We start from the raw sequence: 18,140 nt of genomic DNA on the forward strand, positions 1-18,140 counted from the left end.
CGGCACGACGAACCGGCGAGAGTCGGCGAGATGGCCGCTCACGCGAGTTCGATCGTGGACAGACGGCACTCACCGCGACTCACGACGTAGAGTTCCCGATCGGTGCCGGGCGCGTTATGCAGCGACATCGCGTGGTCCTCGTACTCGTAGCGGTCGCCCGTCGAGGGAACCGTCGTCCGACCCAACACCGGCCCCGACGGCGAGCCGCGGCGGAGTTCGACGGTTGTCGTCCCCGGATCCTCCCTGGCGACCTCGACGGTCGCCTCGGTCGGCTCGTCCCGCAGATCCACGTTCGCGAACGAGAGCCACGAGCCGTCGGTCATTCCGACGACCGTGCCCGCCGCCCGCGTTCGGTCCAGCAACTCGATGTCGGCCCACGACCAGTCGTCGGCGTCGACGGCCCGCGTCGCGTCGGAGAGGTCCCGCGGCGGAATCGTCTCGCCGTCGACTCGGATCGATCCCTCCGCCCGAATGTCATCGGATGAGGAACCGACAAAGACCGCGTGCGTCGCGCGTTCGACGACCCGTTTTCGGCGAGTCACGTCCCAGAAGGAAAACGCCTCGAAGTCGATCTCCACCGCGACGGTCGTGCGTTCGCCGGGCGCGAGGTGAACTCGTTCGAACCCGCGCAATACCCGCTCCGGTTGCAGCGTTCTCGATCGGTGCTGTCTCGTGTACACCTGCACGACCTCGTCGGCGTCCACCGAACCCGTGTTCGTGACGCGAACGCTGACGGTTGCCGTCCCGCCGGGCGAGAGCGGGCGTTTCGGCGTAATTCGAAGGTCGTCGTACGCGAAGGTGCTGTAGGAGAGACCGTGACCGAACGCGTACAGCGGATCGTCCTGCCCGTAACGATAGGTCATCCCCGTTTCGGCGATGTTGTACTCGGTGACGTCCGGAAGCCGATCCGCAGACCGAGGCCAGGTCTGCGTCAGCCGCCCGCCGGGGGAAACGTCGCCGACCAGAACGTCGGTCAGGGCGCGACCGGTCTCCTGGCCGGCGTGGCTAGTCCACAGAATCGAGGATACGCGGGCCTCGACCTCGTTCAGGTGCACCGGATAACTGCTCTGGAGGACGACCGCAGTCCGTGACTGGACGTCGCTGACGCGTTCGACGAGTTCACGTTGGGCCGGGGGCAGGGCGAGGTCCTCTCGGTCACGGGTTTCGCGGCCGCCCATCAGCGGGTGCGTCCCGACCATCACGACTGCGGCGTCGGCGGCACGAGCGGCGTCGGCAGCGGCTTCGATGCCGGCGGTTCGAACCTCGAGATCGAACACGGCGGCCGCGGCCGGGTTCTCGGCGCTGGCGCGAAGCGTTCCGTCATCGACCGCGACGAACCGATCGCTCCGCCGATGGCGAAGCGCCGTTCCGCCGTCGACGGAGACGAACTCGAACGCCTCGCCGACGACGTCCCAGCCGGCCGGCTGGTCCGCGGCGTTGATCAGTTGCTCGTCCTCGACGGTCACGTAGCGGCCGTTCGCCGTCGCCCGCAGCGTCCAGGAGTCGGCCGTCCACTGGACGAGTTCGAACGACTGGACGCTCGGCGCGTCGGTCTCTTGCAGTCCAAGGCCGCCGCCGCCCTTTCCGACGCCGGCCGAGACGAGCGCGCCCGAGGAGCGCTCCCGGAGCGCGATTCGATCGACGCCGACGGCGGAGTGGATCTGCTCGGCTCCGAACCGGTCGCGCACGCCCTCGCGAAGGGTGATGCGATACGGCGGCGTCCCGCTGTACCAGTCGTCGAACACGCGGTCCGAGAGCGGTCCGACGACGGCGACGGTGTCGTCGGTCGAGAGGGGGAGGACCGGCGTGGAGCCGTCGTTTTTGAGGAGGACAGTCCCATCGCGCGCCGCTTCGCGGGCAAGGGTCCGGTGTTCTGGCCGGCCGATGTCGTCGGCGGAGAGGGCCGCGTAGGGATCCGCCGCCGGTTCGAGGAACTCGCCGAGTAGCGCCCGAACCGTCAGCACGTGCCCGACCGCCGTATCGAGGTCATTCTCGCCGAGGTAGCCCGCCTCGAACGCGCCGAGGATCACGTCGACCGTCGTCGAACTGTCGGCGCCGAACTCGGTGAAGCTGTCCAGTCCGGCGAGCACCGCCGCGGCTCGCGCCCGCTCGTCCGAGTCGAAGTATTCCTGCTCGCCGGTCAGGTTCGCCGGTGCCCAGGCGTCGCTGACGTTCATGATGGCTGTGCCGTCGGGTGCCCACTCGCGGACGGCTTCGTCTAAGAGCGGCGAGACGGTCATCGGCCGCCCGTTGACGAGATTGTACGAGGCCATCACGCCGACCGCGCTGCCGGCCTCGATCGGCGGCCGGAAGAACGGCAGGTAGTAGTCGTGCAGGAGCCGCGGCGGGATTTCGGCGTTGGTTGTCGTCCGGTCGGTCTCGTTGTTGTACCCGAGGAAGTGCTTGAGGATCGGCGCCGTCTTGTGATACGTCGGATGATCGCCGGTCAAGCCATCCGTATAGGCCGTTGCGAGTTCACCGCTCAACAGCGGATCCTCGGCGTAGCCCTCCTCGTTGCGGCCCCACCGCGGATCGCGAAGGGGATCGACCGTCGGGGCCCAGACGTTACGGCCGACACCGCCGGCGCTCGCCTCGTGTTTGGCGCGCACTTCGTCGCCGACGGCGTCGCCGACGCGCTCGAGGAGGGCGGGATTCCACGTGCTGCCGAGGCCGATCGCCTGCGGAAAGACCGTCGCCTCGCCTAGCCAGGCGACGCCGTGTAGTGCCTCGGTTCCGGTCCGAAAGGCATCGAGGCCGACCCGGTCGATCGGCGGTTGGTACTGGTGAAGCAGCGAGGCCTTCTCTTCGACGGTGAGCCGATCGAGCACGTCGTCGATGCGCTCGTCGAACGGACGTTCGTCGCCGTCGTTGTCCGTGAGGTCGTCATCGTCTTCGTCGATCTCGTCACGCTCGCCGCCGTCGGAGAGCGCCAGGCTCGTTCCTGCGCCGATAGCCGCGAGTAAGTCTCTGCGGATTTGACTGACCATAGCTGAGTACTCCACGTATCCAATCCGCAATTACTATTAAAAATATACTTGTTTATTTCCTCCTGGATACGAGTGTAGTATATTTGTTTCGCACGTTCCAATCGCGGCACCTTGCCGCACGTATCTTTATGTAGCAGAACTATGAAATCGTGGTATGGGTTCTGTTAACCTGGAAAGTGTGAACAAACGTTACGGCGACATCACGGCCGTCGACGACATCAAAATCGACGTTGCGGACGGCGAGTTCCTCTCGTTGGTCGGACCCTCCGGCTGCGGGAAGTCGACGACGCTCGAGATGATAAGCGGGTTGACGACGCAATCGGACGGGCAGATCTACATCGACGACGAGGACGTGACGGCGTTACCCCCGAAGGACCGGAACATCGCGATGGTGTTTCAAAATATCGCGTTGTTCCCCCATATGGACGTCTTCGACAACATGAGCTACGGGCTCCGGATCCGCGGCGCGGACGACGATATCATCGATCGACGGGTCGACGAAGCCGTGGAGATCCTGCGGTTAGACGGCATGCTCGATCGGATGCCGAGCGAACTCTCGGGCGGGCAGCGCCAACGCGTCGCGATCGGGCGCGCTATCGTTCGTGACCCCGAAGTCTTCCTGATGGACGAGCCGCTCGCGAACCTCGATGCGAAGCTTCGAGTACACATGCGAACCGAACTCCAGCGCATTCAGCGTAAACTCGACGTGACGGCGATCTACGTGACCCACGATCAGGAGGAGGCGATGACGATGTCCGACCGCATCGCGATCCTCAACGATGGCGAACTCCAGCAGATCGATCCGCCGCTGACCTGCTATGAGGAGCCGGCGAACGTCTTCGTCGCGGGATTCATCGGCTCGCCGTCGATGAACTTTATCGAGGGGTCGATCGACGATTACCGCTTCGAGTCCCCGATCACGACGATCGATGCAGTCGAACTCGACGAACCGAGTGCCGTCACCCTCGGCATCCGCCCCGAGGACATCTACCCGGCCGACGATCCGCGGGCGGACCGAACGGTCGGGTCCGTACGCGCTTCCGTCGACGTTATCGAACCGGTCGGAGAGCGAATGTTCGTCTACCTGCTCCCTGACGCTCCCGGTGGTCAGTCAACCGATGGAGCCGTTGCTCTCGACGGAGACCATCTCCTGATGAGCGTCGACCCGGATACCGATATCGCCGAAAACGAAGAGCTGGACGTCACCTTCGATCAGTCGAGCATTCACCTCTTCGAAACGGCGACCGGAAACGCACTCATTCACGGGTTGAAACGGGAGCCGACGCCGAGGTCCTGACCCGGCGGAGAAAGCGTCTTCGACGACGAGCCGAGCCAGAGATCGGATGTGAGTATTGACTATGGGTGATGCAAACATATATGAGTGTGTCCACTGAGCTATCATGACGTGCATGCTAGGCAGTAGCAGCGATACCACCGGAACTACCCGTCGGGTGTTTCGGCGGCGCTTCGTAGAAATCACGGGGACGGTGGGGCTCACAGCGAGCCTCGCCGGGTGTTTCGGCGGCGGTACTCGCGGGGACGAACCGCTGCAGTTGACCGCCACGAACGAGTGGCAGAATAACAGCGCTGCGATTCAGCAGGCGCTGTACGATGCTGGGCTGTCCGACGCGATCGAACTGGAGTTCATCAGCGGCGGGTCGGATACCGACGAGATGCAAAACCAGTACTCCCAGTGGCTCACCGCCAACCAGGCGAAACCGGACCTTCTCGTGTTCGATAGCGGGTGGACGTTGCCCTTTATCGCTCGGGAACAGATCATGAACCTCGAAGGCGAACTCGCCGACGACACCCTCGAGACGGTCCGCAACGACTACTTCGAACAGAGCGTCAATTCGACGACCGACCGCGAGTCGAACCTCTACGGCGTCCCGCTGTATCCCGACTTCCCAACGATCCAGTACCGAGCGGATCTGGTCCAAGCCGCGGGCTACGACTGGGACCGGTACCGAACCGATCCCATGTCCTGGGAGCAATTCTCCCACGAACTCGCGGACGTCTACGAGCAGTCGGACGCGGCCTACGGCTACAACTGGCAGGCGGCCTCCGAAATCCAACTCGCCTGTTGCGTATTCAACGAGTTCGTCAGTTCGTGGGGGGGCGCGTACTTCGGAAACCCGGAGGAGAATCTGTACGGGCCGATCGGCGACCGGCCCGTGACGATCGACGAAGAGCCGGTCATCGACGCCGTGCGGATGGCGCGAACGTTCGTCCACGGTACTGACGCGCCGGACACGATGGACGCGTTCGCCGGCGGGATCACCGCCGATGAAGCGTTCCAGTGGGGCCTGGCCCCCTCGATGCAGCCGTTTACAAACGGTGACGCCGTGGCGCTTCGAAACTGGCCGTACTCGATCAACATCAACGGCGACGACGACGCCCTCGGCGAGGATATGGGCGTGATGCCGCTGCCGTACGGCGTTCCCGAGGGCGATAGCGAGTACCCCGGAACCGGGGGCTCGATCGGCGCGCTGGGCGGCTGGAACTACTGTGTGAATCCCGAGACGAATCAACTCGCGGCGTGTCTCGAGTTCTTAGAGACCCTGACGTCGCCTGAGTTTCAACGGGCGAACTTCGAACTCGTCGGCCACATTCCGCCGAATCCGGACGTCTTAGAGAACGCCGATGACGTGCCGGTCATGGGTCGATACCTCGACACGCTGTCGTTCGTCGGCGAGCACACCCTGGCCCGGCCGGCGACGGCGATTTGGGGCCAACAGTCCGATCCCGTCGCCCAGGAAGTCAACGCCGCGTTGATGGGCGATGTCGGCGTCGAGGAAGCGATGACCGAACTCGCCTCGCGACTGACCGAACTCGAGGAGGCGTTCAGCTGATCATGAGCACCGAAGATCGTTCGTCGACGGTAGCACAGACTCAACAGACGCCGCGGTACCGGGTTGATCTCGCGATGCTCGATTGGCTCGAGCGGCGAAGTGACACGCAGTTCGTATACATGATGTTGGTGCCGGTGTTTGCACTGTTGGGAACGATGGCAATCTGGCCGCTGCTGTATACGGCGAACATCTCCCTGCACGCCGATAGTATCGCCACGGCTGACCCACTCGGCGAGTTCATCGTCCTCCAGAATTACGTCGATATTCTCGCCGGGGAGGCGCACCTGCAACGACCGTTCTTCAGCCTCTCGAATCCGTTTACAAGCGCCGCGCCGGTGACGCTGCTTTACACGGGGAGCGTGATCGCGATCGAAACGGTGCTGGGTCTCTCGATGGCGCTCATCTTGAACAAGGAGTTTCGCGGTCGGCGGTGGGTCCGCGTCGCGATGATCCTTCCCTGGGCCGTTCCGATCGTGATTCAGGGGATGATTTTCTACCTGATGTTCCAGCCGTCGATCGGATTCGCCGTCGATCCGCTGTCCGAACTCGGCATCATTTCTTCGACACCGCTAGCGAATAGTCGAGACGGGCTGTTGATCGCCATCATCGCTGACGTATGGAAGCAATCGGCGTTCATGGCGCTACTCATCCTCGCGGGTCTCCAGAGTATCGACCGGAATCTGTACGACGTCGCCGAAGTCGCGGGGGCGTCGAAGCTCCAGCAGTTCCGGACGATTACGTTCCCCCTCGTCCTCCCTGCGCTGCTCGTCGCGTTGCTGTTCCGAACGATCGATGCGCTCAAGGTCTACGGGTTGATCGAGGCGACGGCCGGCTGTAACACGGTTCCGACGCTCAGTTGTCTCGTTATCGACCTCTGGAACGGGCATCGGTACGGCTCCGCGGCGGCGGTCGCGTTCATCATCGCAACCGTCATCGGCGTGTTGCTCATCGGCTATCTGGTACAGCTCAGGAAACAGGAAACCGGAGGACAGTAATATGGGAGCTTCACCGGACGAAACCGCCGTCGAACCGGAAGCGGAAACGGAAACGGAGACGAACAACGTACTCGAACGAACCGCACAGAGAGCGATACAGGATCCAGACACGGTGTACCGGTGGTTGACGTACGTCGGAATCGGATTTTTCGTCACCGCCTCGTTGTTCCCCTTCTACTGGCTGTTCGTTCTCGCGCTGACGCCGAATGAAAGTATCGCCGGGATGGGCGTGGTTCCGAAGGGATTCAATCCCGGTGCGTTCCTCGAGGTGTTCGAGGTCGTCCCCTTCCACAGGTACATGCTGAACAGCATCGCTATCGCCGCGTTCTCGACTGTCATCGTCCTGACCGTCGGGAGTATTGCGGGCTACGTCTTCGGTCGATACGAGTTCCGCGGGCGGCTCCCGCTGTTGTTCCTCATCCTCGTGATTTCGTACTTCCCGCCGGTCGCGTTCCTCATCCCACTCTTTCGGCTCTTTACGGGAGAGGTAGCGCTCTTTGGCATCTCCTCGCCCCAACTGTACAACACGCCCTGGAGCATCGTCATGCCGCTGAGCGCCATCACCATGCCGCTTATCATCTTCCTCTTGACGACGTTCTACCGGCAGATCCCCGACGGACTCGAAGACGCGGCGCGCGTCGAGGGGTCGACGCGAATCGGCGCCTTGCGGCGGATCATCGTCCCGCTCTCTGCACCCGGCGTCGCGACGGCGGGCATCCTCACGTTCATTATCGTCTACAACGAGTTCTTCTTCTCGTATCTCATGGTGAACGGGACGGCGGATAACTGGTCGCCGGTCTTACACGGCATCTTCGCCTTCCAAGGGACCCAACAGGTCGCGTACAATCTGATGGCCGCGGCGAGCATCATCGGCGTCATTCCGATGGCCGTGCTCGTCATGATCGCCCAGGAGCGGATCGTCAGCGGACTAACACAGGGTGCGCTCAAGGAGTAACATCTCCCATCACGTTGCTCCTGCGAGGAGTGTCGTTGGGCCAAGAGCTTTGGTGGTGTCGGCTGATACTCGGATATGGACATCGGAGTCCTCACCACCTCGATTGCGGACGAATCGCTAGCAAACGCATTTGCGTACCTCTCGGACCGCGGCGTCGACGCGGTCGAACTGGCCTGCGGCGGGTTCGTCGGCGACGATCACCTCCCGCAGGATCGCTATCTCGACGACGACGCGGCCCAATCCGAACTCCGGGCGTTGCTCGACGAGCACGACCTCTACGTCTCCGCGCTCGCCACCCACAACAATCCGTTACACCCCGACGGAACGCGGTCGGCCGACGCCGATCGAGCGCTCCGCGGCGCGATCCGTCTCGCCGCCCAGCTCGACATCGACACCGTCACCACGTTCTCCGGCCTCCCCGCCGGCGGCCCGAACGACGAGGTACCGAACTGGATCACGGCGCCGTGGCCGGCCGAACACCTCGACGCGCAGTCCTACCAGTGGGACGTTGCCGAGGAGTACTGGGGCGAACTCGCCGACTTCGCCGACGAGCACGACGTGAACGTCGCTATCGAGATGCACCCGAACATGCTCGTCTACGAACCGGACGGGCTGCTCCGACTGCGCGAGTTGACCAATCGCCGAATCGGGGCGAATTTCGATCCGTCACACCTGTTCTGGCAGGGAATTTCCATCACCGACGCGATCCGTCTCCTCGGCGAGGCGGACGCGATCCACCACGTTCACGCGAAGGATACCCGCATCTACGAGGAGCGGGCGCGCGAGAAGGGCGTGCTCGACACGACGCCGTACACCGACGAAGCGGAGCGCTCGTGGCTGTTCCGCTCGGTCGGGTATGGACACGGGGAGGCCTTCTGGAAGGACGTGGTCTCGACGTTGCGCATCGTCGGATACGACGGCACCCTCTCTATCGAACACGAGGACTCGCTTACGTCGGCCCGGGAGGGCCTCGAAAAGGGTATCGACGTTCTCGATCGCGCTATTTTCGAATCGGCTCCCGACGAGGCCTTTTGGGCGGAGTAACGACACCCAGGCAGCCGGCGGCCACCGTCACCCGCCATCGCACCGCCCAACGAGCCGAGCAATTCTTCCCACCTGCTGTTCAGGATTAGTGAACTCCCGGTGAACTCGTTCCGCCGAGTCCGCACTTGAACGCCCGAACGATGATCGGCGATCTGATCCAGCCACAATGCATTACACAAGTACGACTGTAAATAATTTGGAGATCCGGCGATGCTGACGTAACTACCGGAGCGGCGTTCGGTTGTCCATCACGCGTGCTCGAAACAGTGTTCATCATTAGAGAACCGACGGCGATCGCCGATCGCGTGGTCGATGGACGGGACGAGCGCCCGTAGCGGCTATCCTGGCTCCTTATCCGCTGAGAACCGTTGATCACCTCGTTTGATGACACCGGCCGGTTCGCCAACTCTACCGGGAGATATACACGAATGGCGAACACCTACCGCGTTCAATACTGTATAACACCCCCGTTCTCACGGCCGAGAGACGTTCAGGGGAATTTATAATGCTGGTCATCGGACTCCGTCGTATGGCACCGACGATAACGAAGATCGAGAGCCGGGAGTTCGAGTATCCGCTCGAGGACGTCGGAACCGACCAAAACGGGTTTAATCTCGTCTACGACCCCGGTGAGACGACGTGGCGAAAACTGTTCGGAATCACGATCCACACGGACGTCGGCATCACCGGCGAGTACGTAGGGGGGAACTCGCCCGGCGCGGCCCAGATAAACATGTTCGCCGACTATCTCGTCGGACGAAACCCCCTCAAACGGGAGAAACACTGGAGCGAGATCAAGCGGGCCCTCCGGAAGTACGACCGGATGGGAATCGGTCCGATCGACATCGCCCTGTGGGACTTCGCGGGAAAGTACTACGACGCGCCGATTCACGAACTGCTCGGCACGTACCGCGAGTCGATTCCGGCCTACGCCTCGACGTACCACGGCGACGAAAACGGCGGGCTTGACTCGCCCGAGGCCTTCGCCGACTTCGCCGAAGCGTGTCTCGAACGCGGCTTCCCGGGCTACAAAATCCACGGATGGGGCGGCAGCGACACCAGTCGGGAGATCGACCGCGAGATCGACGCGATCGCGGCCGTCGGCGAACGCGTCGGCGACGAGATGGACCTCATGTTCGATCCGGCCTGCGAATACGAAACGTTCGGCGACGCGCTCAAAGTCGGGCGCGCGCTCGACGAACGCGAGTTCTTCTGGTACGAAGACCCCTACCGCGACGGCGGCATCTCCCAGCAGGGACACCGTCGGCTCCGAGACCGGCTTGATACCCCGATCCTGCAGACCGAGCACATCCGCGGCCTCGAATCCCACGCCGACTTCGTCGTCGGCGACGGAACCGATTTCGTCCGCGCGGATCCCGAGTACGACGGCGGGATCACCGGAGCGATGAAAATCGTCCACATGGCCGAGTCCTTCGGTCTCGACGTCGAGTTCCACGCGCCGGGGCCGGCCCAGCGACACTGTATCGCCGCGACGCGCAACACGAACTACTACGAACTCGCGTTGCTCCATCCCCGCTGTCAAAACACGCAGCCGCCAGTTTACGAGGGCGGCTACTCGGACATGATCGACACGATCGACGACCGGGGCCGCGTCACCGTGCCCGACGGGCCGGGCCTCGGCGTCGATTACGACTGGGACTACATCGAGGAGAACGGGACGGGCTCGATTCACGTATACGAGTGATCCACGATGACCTACACTGCAGGCATTATCGGGACCGGCGGGATCGCCGGGATGGGAATCCTCGGCATGCACGACGAAGACCGGATCGGACGCGAGAAGATCACCGCCAGCCACGCTGGCGGCTTCGACGCGCAGTCGGAGATCGAACTCGTCGCCGGCGCCGACGTCGACCAGGCGAAACTCGACCGGTTCGGCGAGGCGTGGGGTATCGATCCGGACCGGCGCTACGTCGGTCACGAGGCGATGCTCGCGGCCGAATCGCTCGACATCGTCTCGGTGTGCACGCCGTCGTATCTCCACCGGCGACACGTTATCGACGCCGCGCAGTCGGACGCGGACCCCGACCTGATATGGTGCGAGAAACCGATCGCGTCCGAGGTAACCGCAGCCAGCGAGATGGTCTCAGTTTGTGCGCAGACGGACACGGAACTGCTCGTCAACCACTCGTTCCGTTTTACGGACAAACTCCGACGACTCCGGACGCTCGTTCAGGAAGACGAGATACTCGGCGATCCCCGATCGGTGGCGACGCAGTTTCGCATGGAACTACTCCGGAACTCGACGCACCTGCTCGATACCCTCGTCTACCTCCTCGACGCTCGCGCGGAAACCGTCTCGGGCTACGTCACCGGCGAAAACGAGGCCGTCGAGAGTCTCCAGGCCGGTTCTCGGGTCGACGACGCCGGGGGCGGCGGCTTCGTCGTCATGGACGACGGTACGTTCGTCACCGTTGACTGTACGATTCCCCGCGAGAGTTCGTCGATGACGCTGCAGTTTCTCGGCAGCGAGGGGAAACTGTACCTGAACAACGACGACGGGGAGTGGCGCTACTGGCGGCTCGAGGACGGAGAGCACGTCGAGGAGCCGCTTCCCGGTATCGACGGGGCGTGGACCTGGGAGGACGACTACGAGCGGGCGTTTAGCAACGCGGCCGCACACATCGTCGACGTTCTCGAGGGACGCGCCGAGAACGGTTCGACGGGCGAGGAGGCGACGCGGAGCCTCGAAATCATCATCGGACTGTACCTCTCACACCACACGGGCGGGCGGGTCGAGATTCCGCTGGCCCGGCCGCTACGTGACGTTCGCGTAACCTCGTGGTAAGAGACGTGCACATCGTGCGAGACTGGGAAAGAGTCTTGTCGATAGGCTTCGGGCCTGTGATATGGTCACGGAAACCGAACGCGCTGCGTACGTACAGCGAATCGATCCCGACGCTCGCACCGAGTACGTCGAGGCGCACGAGGACGTGCCGGCGGGCGTCACCGATGCGATGGAACGGGCCGGCGTCGAGACGTTTCAAGTGTTCGTTCGCGACGAGATTGCGGTCTGCGTTCTCGAGTGTGAGGATATCGACGCCTACACGGCGGCCGTCGCCGACGATCCGGCGGTCGAGGCGTGGGAACGCCGCGTCGCGCAGTTCAAGCGCGATGGCGTCGATGTGAACGCCGAGGGCGACGAGCAGGTGCCGTACATGGAGGAAATCTGGTCGTTCGAAACGAACCGGGCGTAGCGGTTCAATCCTCACAATTCATGTCGGAGAGACTCACCCGTAAAGGCGCTCGAACGTCCGATGGGTGATGAACGCCCTGTCGCGCCGAGAGAGGGTCTCGACCGTCTCGAGCCACGAGAGACACTCGTCGTAGGCGGCCCACTCGTCCATCCAGGGATAATCCGAGCCGAGCAACAGTCGCTCCGGGCCGAACCATTCGAGAAGGTTCGTCACGTAGCCGTGTAGATCCTCGTAGGGCCACGGGCTAGCCGCAGACCNTAGCAACAGTCGCTCCGGGCCGAACCATTCGAGAAGGTTCGTCACGTAGCCGTGTAGATCCTCGTAGGGCCACGGGCTAGCCGCAGACCGCGGGAGGGAACTTACCTTGACGTAGACGTTGTCGTGCGCCGCGAGCGTCTCGAACGCAGCCCAGGGGGCGACATCGGAGCCCGTGGTTTCATCCGGCCACGCCATGTGATCGACGACGAACGTCGTCTCCGGATGGCGACCGGCGAGCGTCTCGAGCCGGTCGAGTTGTTGCGCCTTCGGAAAGACGAAGATACTCGCGCCGCGATCACCCGCCGCTCGCCAGACGGGGGCGAGACGATCGTCAAGGATCCAGTCGCCGTCGCGGTCGACCGTCGTCGGAACCGTTTCGTACTCGAAGGCTGCGTGCACGCGGATGCCGAGCATCCGCGGATGGCCGGTAACCCGCTCGAGAGCCGGGACGGCGTCGCCCGCGTCCGACGGGAAGAACTCGAGCAATCCGACGCCGTAGAGGCGGTCGGGGTGGGCCTCGATGCTCCGCATCGTGTACTCGTTCGCTCGCGGGCCGCGGCCGTAAAGCGGCGTCGTCACGACGACGGCCTGGGAGACGCCCGCCGCGTCCATGTCCGAGACGAGATCGCGGTGGGTGTACGATCCCGACCAGCCTGGCGGTAACGCCTCCGCCTGCCACGGGAGTTCAGCCGTCGGTTCACCCCACGCATGCGTGTGCGTATCGATGACAGTCATACATCGGATACGATAGGGTAGCTCATAAACGCTGGGTCGCCGATCGCGTTCCGGATTGTCAGCGACGTTACCGGTGGGCAGCAGACGACGGCTCGAGGGAGAACCCTTCCAGCGCGAAGGCGACGGCGACGTCGCTCGGGCGCTCCGAACCGGACAGTGCCGGAACGTCGATTACCGGGTGGTCGTTCGACGAAACGCAGTACGGGACCGAACCGTGCCCGAGCAATCGAATCGAGCCGGCCGCCGCTCCCGTCCGGTTTCCGGGCGGCCCGTCGTCGTGACCCGGTGGATCCTCCTCGCGTCCGGGTGGCGTCCCGCCGTGACCCGGCGGCGTCCCGGGAGCCGCGGACGGATCGTCGACGGTGAGCCCCTCCAAGACGAGTTCACCGCAACCGGGCCAGCCCATGACGATCGCGTACACCGCGGTCCCGTCTTTCGACCGCGTGTACCGCACGTCCGCGGGGCCGTACTCGACGTCCTCGACGAACTCGCCGCCCTCCTCGATACGCGTCGGCCCCTCTCCGAACGCCGCCCACGGCCGGGTCTCGTAGATCGCCTCTCCGTGAGCGTCGAGCCACGCGCCGATCGCGAGCAGTCGCTCGCGCTCGGCCTGTTCGATGGTGCCGTCGACCCTCGGACCGATGCTCAACAGCAACTGGCCGTTCTTGCTGACGATGTCGATCAAGACGTGAATCAGGTGCTCCGCGGAGTGGAACGTTCGATTCTCGACGTATCCCCATCCGCCCTCGTCGGCCACCTTGAACTCGGCGTTCCAGGCCTGATCCTGGACGTGGCGCGGCCGCCCGAGTTCGAAATCGGCGACGCTCGCATCCATCGGTACTACCTCGTCCTTGTTCGTCGTGACGACCTCCGCATCCCGCGCAGCGGCCGCGTTGTGATAGTAGGCCAGAAACCGTTGCTGGTACGCCTCGGGAACGTCGGGTAGTCCCCAGTCGAACCAGACGAAATCCGGGTCGTAGTCCCGAACCACCTCGACGAGTTTCGCCAGCCAAGCGTCGAATCGAAGCGCCTCGGGGAGATTGCCGTACAGCACTTGCTCGGGGTATTCTTCGGGAACCGAGGGGTAGTTCTCGTAGGCGAACGAGAAGTATCCGTCCGCGCCGATCACGTTGTACGAGTGGTGAAACGTTGTCACGAACCGCATCTCTCGGCCTCGAATCGCGGTTTCGAGTTCGCCGACGAGATCCCGCTCGGGGCCGGTGTCGCCGGCGTTCCAGGGGCTAACGGTCGAATCCCAGAGCGACCAGCCGTCGTGGTGTTCGACGACCAGTCCGGCGTACCGGGCGCCCGCTCGGTCGAAGAGGGCCGCCCACTCGTCGGCGTCGAACGACGCGGCGGTGAACTCGGAGATGAACTCCTGGTAGGGGAACTCGTCCGGTTCGCCGTACGTCTCGCGGTGGTGGGCATTGATCTCGTGATCGGTGTTGTATAGCTGGCGCGGATACCACTCGTGCCCGAACGCCGGGACCGAGTAGGCTCCCCAGTGACAGAAAATGCCGAATTTGTCGTCCCTGAACCACTCGGGGACCTGCGTCACGTCGGCGAGGGAGTCCCACGACGGCTCGAACGGACCGGCATCGATAACCGATTGCGCATCGGTGACCGTCTCGTCGACCCTCGTCTCGAACGCGGCTAGCGTTTCCGGTGCCGGTCGGGCGGCCGTCGGATTCACTCCGAGCGTCGCCAACACCGCAATCGTCCCGCTGGACGCGAGAAACTGCCGTCGGAGTGCTGGCATCCCATCGTCCGCAGCGGGTCCCTCCGTCCCGTCGGCTGAGTCCACAGCCCGGTCGTTGTATGACATAGTCTATCCGATACATCCAGGTCAATACACCACCGCATAAATCTTGCTCCGAGATCGAGACTGTCGAACGAACCGCCGCGACGTCATCGCCCAGCGCCTCGAACGCGTCGACCGGGCGCACTTCTAAACTCGTGAGAGGTGGTCGAGTGTGGACATCTCGTCCAGTGACCCGTCTTTGTCACGCTTCCGGTACGAATCGCTCGACCGTTGGCGGCCGGAGGTCTCCCTTCGGACTGAGTTAACTACATGAATATTCATTATAACGATAATCTTTATTTAGGTTGGCATGACTGTTTCGAGTAGCATGCCCATAACTAGCAGGCGACAGTATCTGGTAACCGCAAGCACCATCGGTGCACTCGGCGTTAGCGGGTGTACGAGCAACCAGGGAGATGGTTCGCTCCGAATCGGCGTTTCACAACACCTCGTCGGCGGGGACTGGGTGACCGCGTTCTACGAAGCGGGCGAACTGTACGCCGAACAGGAGGGCGTCGAGTACGATGTCGTCAGCCACGACCAGAATTCGGCAGAACAGGTGACCGATATCCACCAGTTCGTCGCCGAGGGCTACGACGCGATCATCGCCGCGCCGTTCGACGAGGCGGTCGACGATGCGATCGACGAAGCCGATGCGGAGGGGATACCCGTCTTTACGGTCAACGACCCGGGGACGACCGACTCGATCAAGACGTTCACCGCGTTCGGGAACGCCGAGGCCGGCGAACGGTGTGCGGAACTGCTAATCGAAAATCTCGAGGAGCAGTACCCCGAGCGGGACACGTACTCCGTGTTGCACGTTCGCGGCGATTTCAACCAGCAATCGAACGCGCGGACGGACGGCTTTAACGAGTTCATCGACGGTCGGGACGGCGTCGACGTGGTCGATACCATCCAGACCGACTGGAGCGTCGACGACTCTCAATCGACCACGGAGAGCTATCTGAGCGCGAACGATCCGCCGGACGGAATTTACGCGACGAACATGACCTGTGGGATCGGGGTTCAGAACGCGCTCGAGCGGCTGGATCTCGCCCACCCCGCCGGTCACGACGAGCATATCGTCCACACCCAACCCGACGCCGGTCCGGACGTGAATCCGATGATCGCGGACGGGTATATCGACGCGACCGTCGATCAGCCGGTTCACTTTTACATTCCGCTTGCGATCAAGCAACTACTCGAGTACCTCGATGAGGGGGAGGAGGCGCTTCCGCAATCGGGATCGACCCTCGAAGCGGACGACTACCCGTTCGAACCCGTCGAGCACAACGGCGTCGAACTCTGGGCGGATCCGATATGGGAACCCGCCGACGTGATCGAACGGGACGGGCACACGCACGTGCTAACCGCCGGCACGGTCGTCACCGAAGAAAACGTCGATCACCCGGGGCTCTGGGGGAACATCTGGGGATAACGCGTTCTATGAGCACCACAAACATCGTCACGCGGCAACTCGAACGGATTTCCGAACGGGCAGTACTGGTACTTCTCGAGAACATGATTTGGCCGATTCTGGCCGTGATCTCGCTGCTGATACTCGTGACCGTCCCGCGAGTGTTTACGAACGCGGCGACCCTCGAACTGATGCTCTTTGCGGCGGTTCCCCTCGGACTGATCGTATTGGCGGAGAGCATCTGTCTGCTGTCGGGACACTTCGATCTCTCGGTCGGCGCCATCGCCGGCTTCTCCGCCGTATTCACCGCGATGGTACTCGCCGAGTGGAACCTCGTCTCGAACCCCGTCCTCGGCGTCCTGATCGTCCTCGCGGTCGGGTGTACGATCGGCGCGACGAACGGAATCATGATCGCAAAGTTGGGCATGAATCCGTTTTTGCAGACGCTCGCGTTCTTCATCATCTTCGGCGGCGGGAAACTCGCCTTGACGACCCAACCGATCTCGGGCCTGCCGGACGGGTACGTCGCGCCCGGAGACAGCGCACTCGTCGCTATCGGCATTCTGCTCGCCTCGTTCGCGTGTATGGTAGCGCTCTTCCGGTACACGGCGTTCGGGCAGGCGGTGTACGCGGTCGGCAGCGATGAGGACGCCGCCCGCGCCGTCGGGATCCGCACCGATCGAACGATCATCGCGGTCTACACGCTAAGTGGCTTCTTCTGTGCAATCGCGGGCTGGATGTTAACCGGCTACACGGGCCTCGTTTCTCCGGACATCGCCGACGACATGGTGTTTCCCGCGTTCGCCGCCGCCATCGTTGGTGGCATCAGCTTGCTCGGCGGCCGCGGAAAACTGCTCGGGGCGCTCGGCGGCGTGTTATTACTGAGTCTCATCGAAACCGCACTCAACGTAAGCGGCGTCGACCCGACGCTCATCGAAGTCGTCAACGGAATCGTCCTTCTGATCGCCATTTTGCTGTACAACACCAAAGAAAGCGTTCGTGAGCGAGTGCTTTCGGCGGGGGTGCGGCGATGAACAGCGAAACGACGGATATCGCCGACGACGCTCCCGCGTCCGGCAAGACCGAACCGAAGATCGCCGTCGACGACGTCCGAAAGGTGTTCGGACGAATCGTCGCGCTTGAGGACGTCAATCTGACCGTTCGAGAGAACGAGATCTTCGCGGTCGTCGGCGACAACGGGGCCGGGAAATCGACGCTGATGAACGTCCTCTGTGGCATTCACGGACCGACGACGGGGTCGTTGCGTCTCGACGGCCGACCGGTCGCATTCGAGAGCCCAGACGAAGCCAGAGCACGCGGCATCGAAACCGTCTATCAGGACCTGGCGCTGATGGACGATCTCGACGTGGCGACGAATATCTTCATGGGCAACTTCCCGGAACGCCGAATCGGCCCGGTCTCTCTCATCGACTGGGAAGAGACCTACCGCCGAGCGGAACGGATCATCGAGACGCACCTCGAGCGGACCATCGATCCGCGCGCCGAAGTCGCCTTCCACTCCGGCGGCGAACGCCAACTCGTCGCCATCGCTCGAGCGCTCGCGTTCGATCCAGATGTCGTGATCCTCGACGAACCGACGAGCGCGCTCTCGGTCGACGCGACTGAACTCGTCCAGGACACGGTCCGTACCCTGCAACGGAACGGCAAGACGATCGTCATCGTCAGCCACAGCCTCGACGAAATATTCGGTCTCGCCGATCGGGTCGGAGTGCTCTACCAGGGACGGATGGCGGCGATCATGGACGCGGACGACGTCTCGAAAGCGGAGCTCAGTTCGCTGATGGTCTCCGGAGAGCGACCGTAGCCAGTTTCAAGCTCAGACCCCGCACCGTTCCGGTCGGCGGAGCGTAGCGTCGG

General features: G+C 63.2%; 14 protein-coding genes. 11 read left to right on the forward strand and 3 right to left on the reverse strand.

The features are described from left to right. Nucleotides 1–38: 38 nt before the first annotated feature. On the reverse strand, nt 39–2,987 hold the full coding sequence (locus C481_RS00530) for a glycoside hydrolase family 3 protein (protein WP_006106785.1): 2,949 nt from the start codon (nt 2,985–2,987) through the stop codon (nt 39–41). A 154-nt stretch (nt 2,988–3,141) separates the two neighbouring features. Here C481_RS00530 and C481_RS00535 point away from each other — a divergent pair, with 154 nt between their 5' ends. The 8 genes from C481_RS00535 (at nt 3,142) to C481_RS00570 (ending at nt 12,051) form a co-directional block, all read left to right on the forward strand. After that, a complete protein-coding gene (locus C481_RS00535) occupies nt 3,142–4,284 on the forward strand; it encodes an ABC transporter ATP-binding protein (protein ID WP_006106786.1) in 1,143 nt (380 codons plus the stop codon). Between the two features lie 112 nt (nt 4,285–4,396). After that, complete coding sequence (locus C481_RS00540; RefSeq protein WP_049904273.1) at nt 4,397–5,839, forward strand: extracellular solute-binding protein; 1,443 nt, start codon at nt 4,397–4,399, stop codon at nt 5,837–5,839. Between the two features lie 2 nt (nt 5,840–5,841). Further along, a complete protein-coding gene (locus C481_RS00545; RefSeq protein WP_006106788.1) occupies nt 5,842–6,834 on the forward strand; it encodes a carbohydrate ABC transporter permease in 993 nt (330 codons plus the stop codon). A gap of 1 nt (nt 6,835) precedes the next feature. Continuing rightward, complete coding sequence (locus C481_RS00550; RefSeq protein ID WP_006106789.1) at nt 6,836–7,789, forward strand: carbohydrate ABC transporter permease; 954 nt, start codon at nt 6,836–6,838, stop codon at nt 7,787–7,789. Between the two features lie 75 nt (nt 7,790–7,864). Further along, a complete protein-coding gene (locus C481_RS00555) occupies nt 7,865–8,833 on the forward strand; it encodes a sugar phosphate isomerase/epimerase family protein (protein WP_006106790.1) in 969 nt (322 codons plus the stop codon). A 529-nt stretch (nt 8,834–9,362) separates the two neighbouring features. Next, nucleotides 9,363–10,538, forward strand: coding sequence for a mandelate racemase family protein (locus C481_RS00560; RefSeq protein ID WP_006106791.1), 1,176 nt, complete (start codon nt 9,363–9,365; stop codon nt 10,536–10,538). Between the two features lie 6 nt (nt 10,539–10,544). Further along, a complete protein-coding gene (locus C481_RS00565) occupies nt 10,545–11,642 on the forward strand; it encodes a Gfo/Idh/MocA family protein (RefSeq protein ID WP_006106792.1) in 1,098 nt (365 codons plus the stop codon). A gap of 61 nt (nt 11,643–11,703) precedes the next feature. Continuing rightward, nucleotides 11,704–12,051, forward strand: a complete 348-nt coding sequence (locus C481_RS00570; protein ID WP_006106793.1) for an L-rhamnose mutarotase — start codon at nt 11,704–11,706, stop codon at nt 12,049–12,051. A 33-nt stretch (nt 12,052–12,084) separates the two neighbouring features. On the opposite strand, the gene C481_RS00575 is transcribed toward C481_RS00570, so the two are convergent. Together C481_RS00575 and C481_RS00580 are read right to left on the reverse strand one after the other, a co-directional pair. Continuing rightward, on the reverse strand, nt 12,085–13,044 hold the full coding sequence (locus C481_RS00575) for an amidohydrolase family protein (RefSeq protein WP_006106794.1): 960 nt from the start codon (nt 13,042–13,044) through the stop codon (nt 12,085–12,087). Nucleotides 13,045–13,111: 67 nt separating this feature from the next. Further along, nucleotides 13,112–14,869 (reverse strand): alpha-L-fucosidase, encoded by a 1,758-nt coding sequence (locus tag C481_RS00580; protein WP_049904275.1) that lies wholly within the window; start codon nt 14,867–14,869, stop codon nt 13,112–13,114. 304 nt (nt 14,870–15,173) lie between these two features. Between C481_RS00580 and C481_RS00585 the strand changes: the two genes are divergently transcribed. The 3 genes from C481_RS00585 to C481_RS00595 are packed head-to-tail and all read left to right on the forward strand — an operon-like array spanning nt 15,174 to nt 18,087. After that, entirely contained in the window at nt 15,174–16,283 is a 1,110-nt protein-coding gene (locus C481_RS00585) for a sugar ABC transporter substrate-binding protein (protein ID WP_006106796.1), read from the forward strand. Nucleotides 16,284–16,291: 8 nt separating this feature from the next. Beyond that, nucleotides 16,292–17,296, forward strand: a complete 1,005-nt coding sequence (locus tag C481_RS00590) for an ABC transporter permease (RefSeq protein WP_006106797.1) — start codon at nt 16,292–16,294, stop codon at nt 17,294–17,296. Continuing rightward, nucleotides 17,293–18,087, forward strand: coding sequence for an ATP-binding cassette domain-containing protein (locus C481_RS00595; protein WP_006106798.1), 795 nt, complete (start codon nt 17,293–17,295; stop codon nt 18,085–18,087). Before C481_RS00590 ends, C481_RS00595 begins: the two co-directional genes overlap by 4 nt. Nucleotides 18,088–18,140: the final 53 nt, after the last annotated feature.

Source organism: Natrialba asiatica DSM 12278 (genome assembly GCF_000337555.1).
Classification (GTDB): Archaea; Halobacteriota; Halobacteria; order Halobacteriales; family Natrialbaceae; genus Natrialba; species Natrialba asiatica.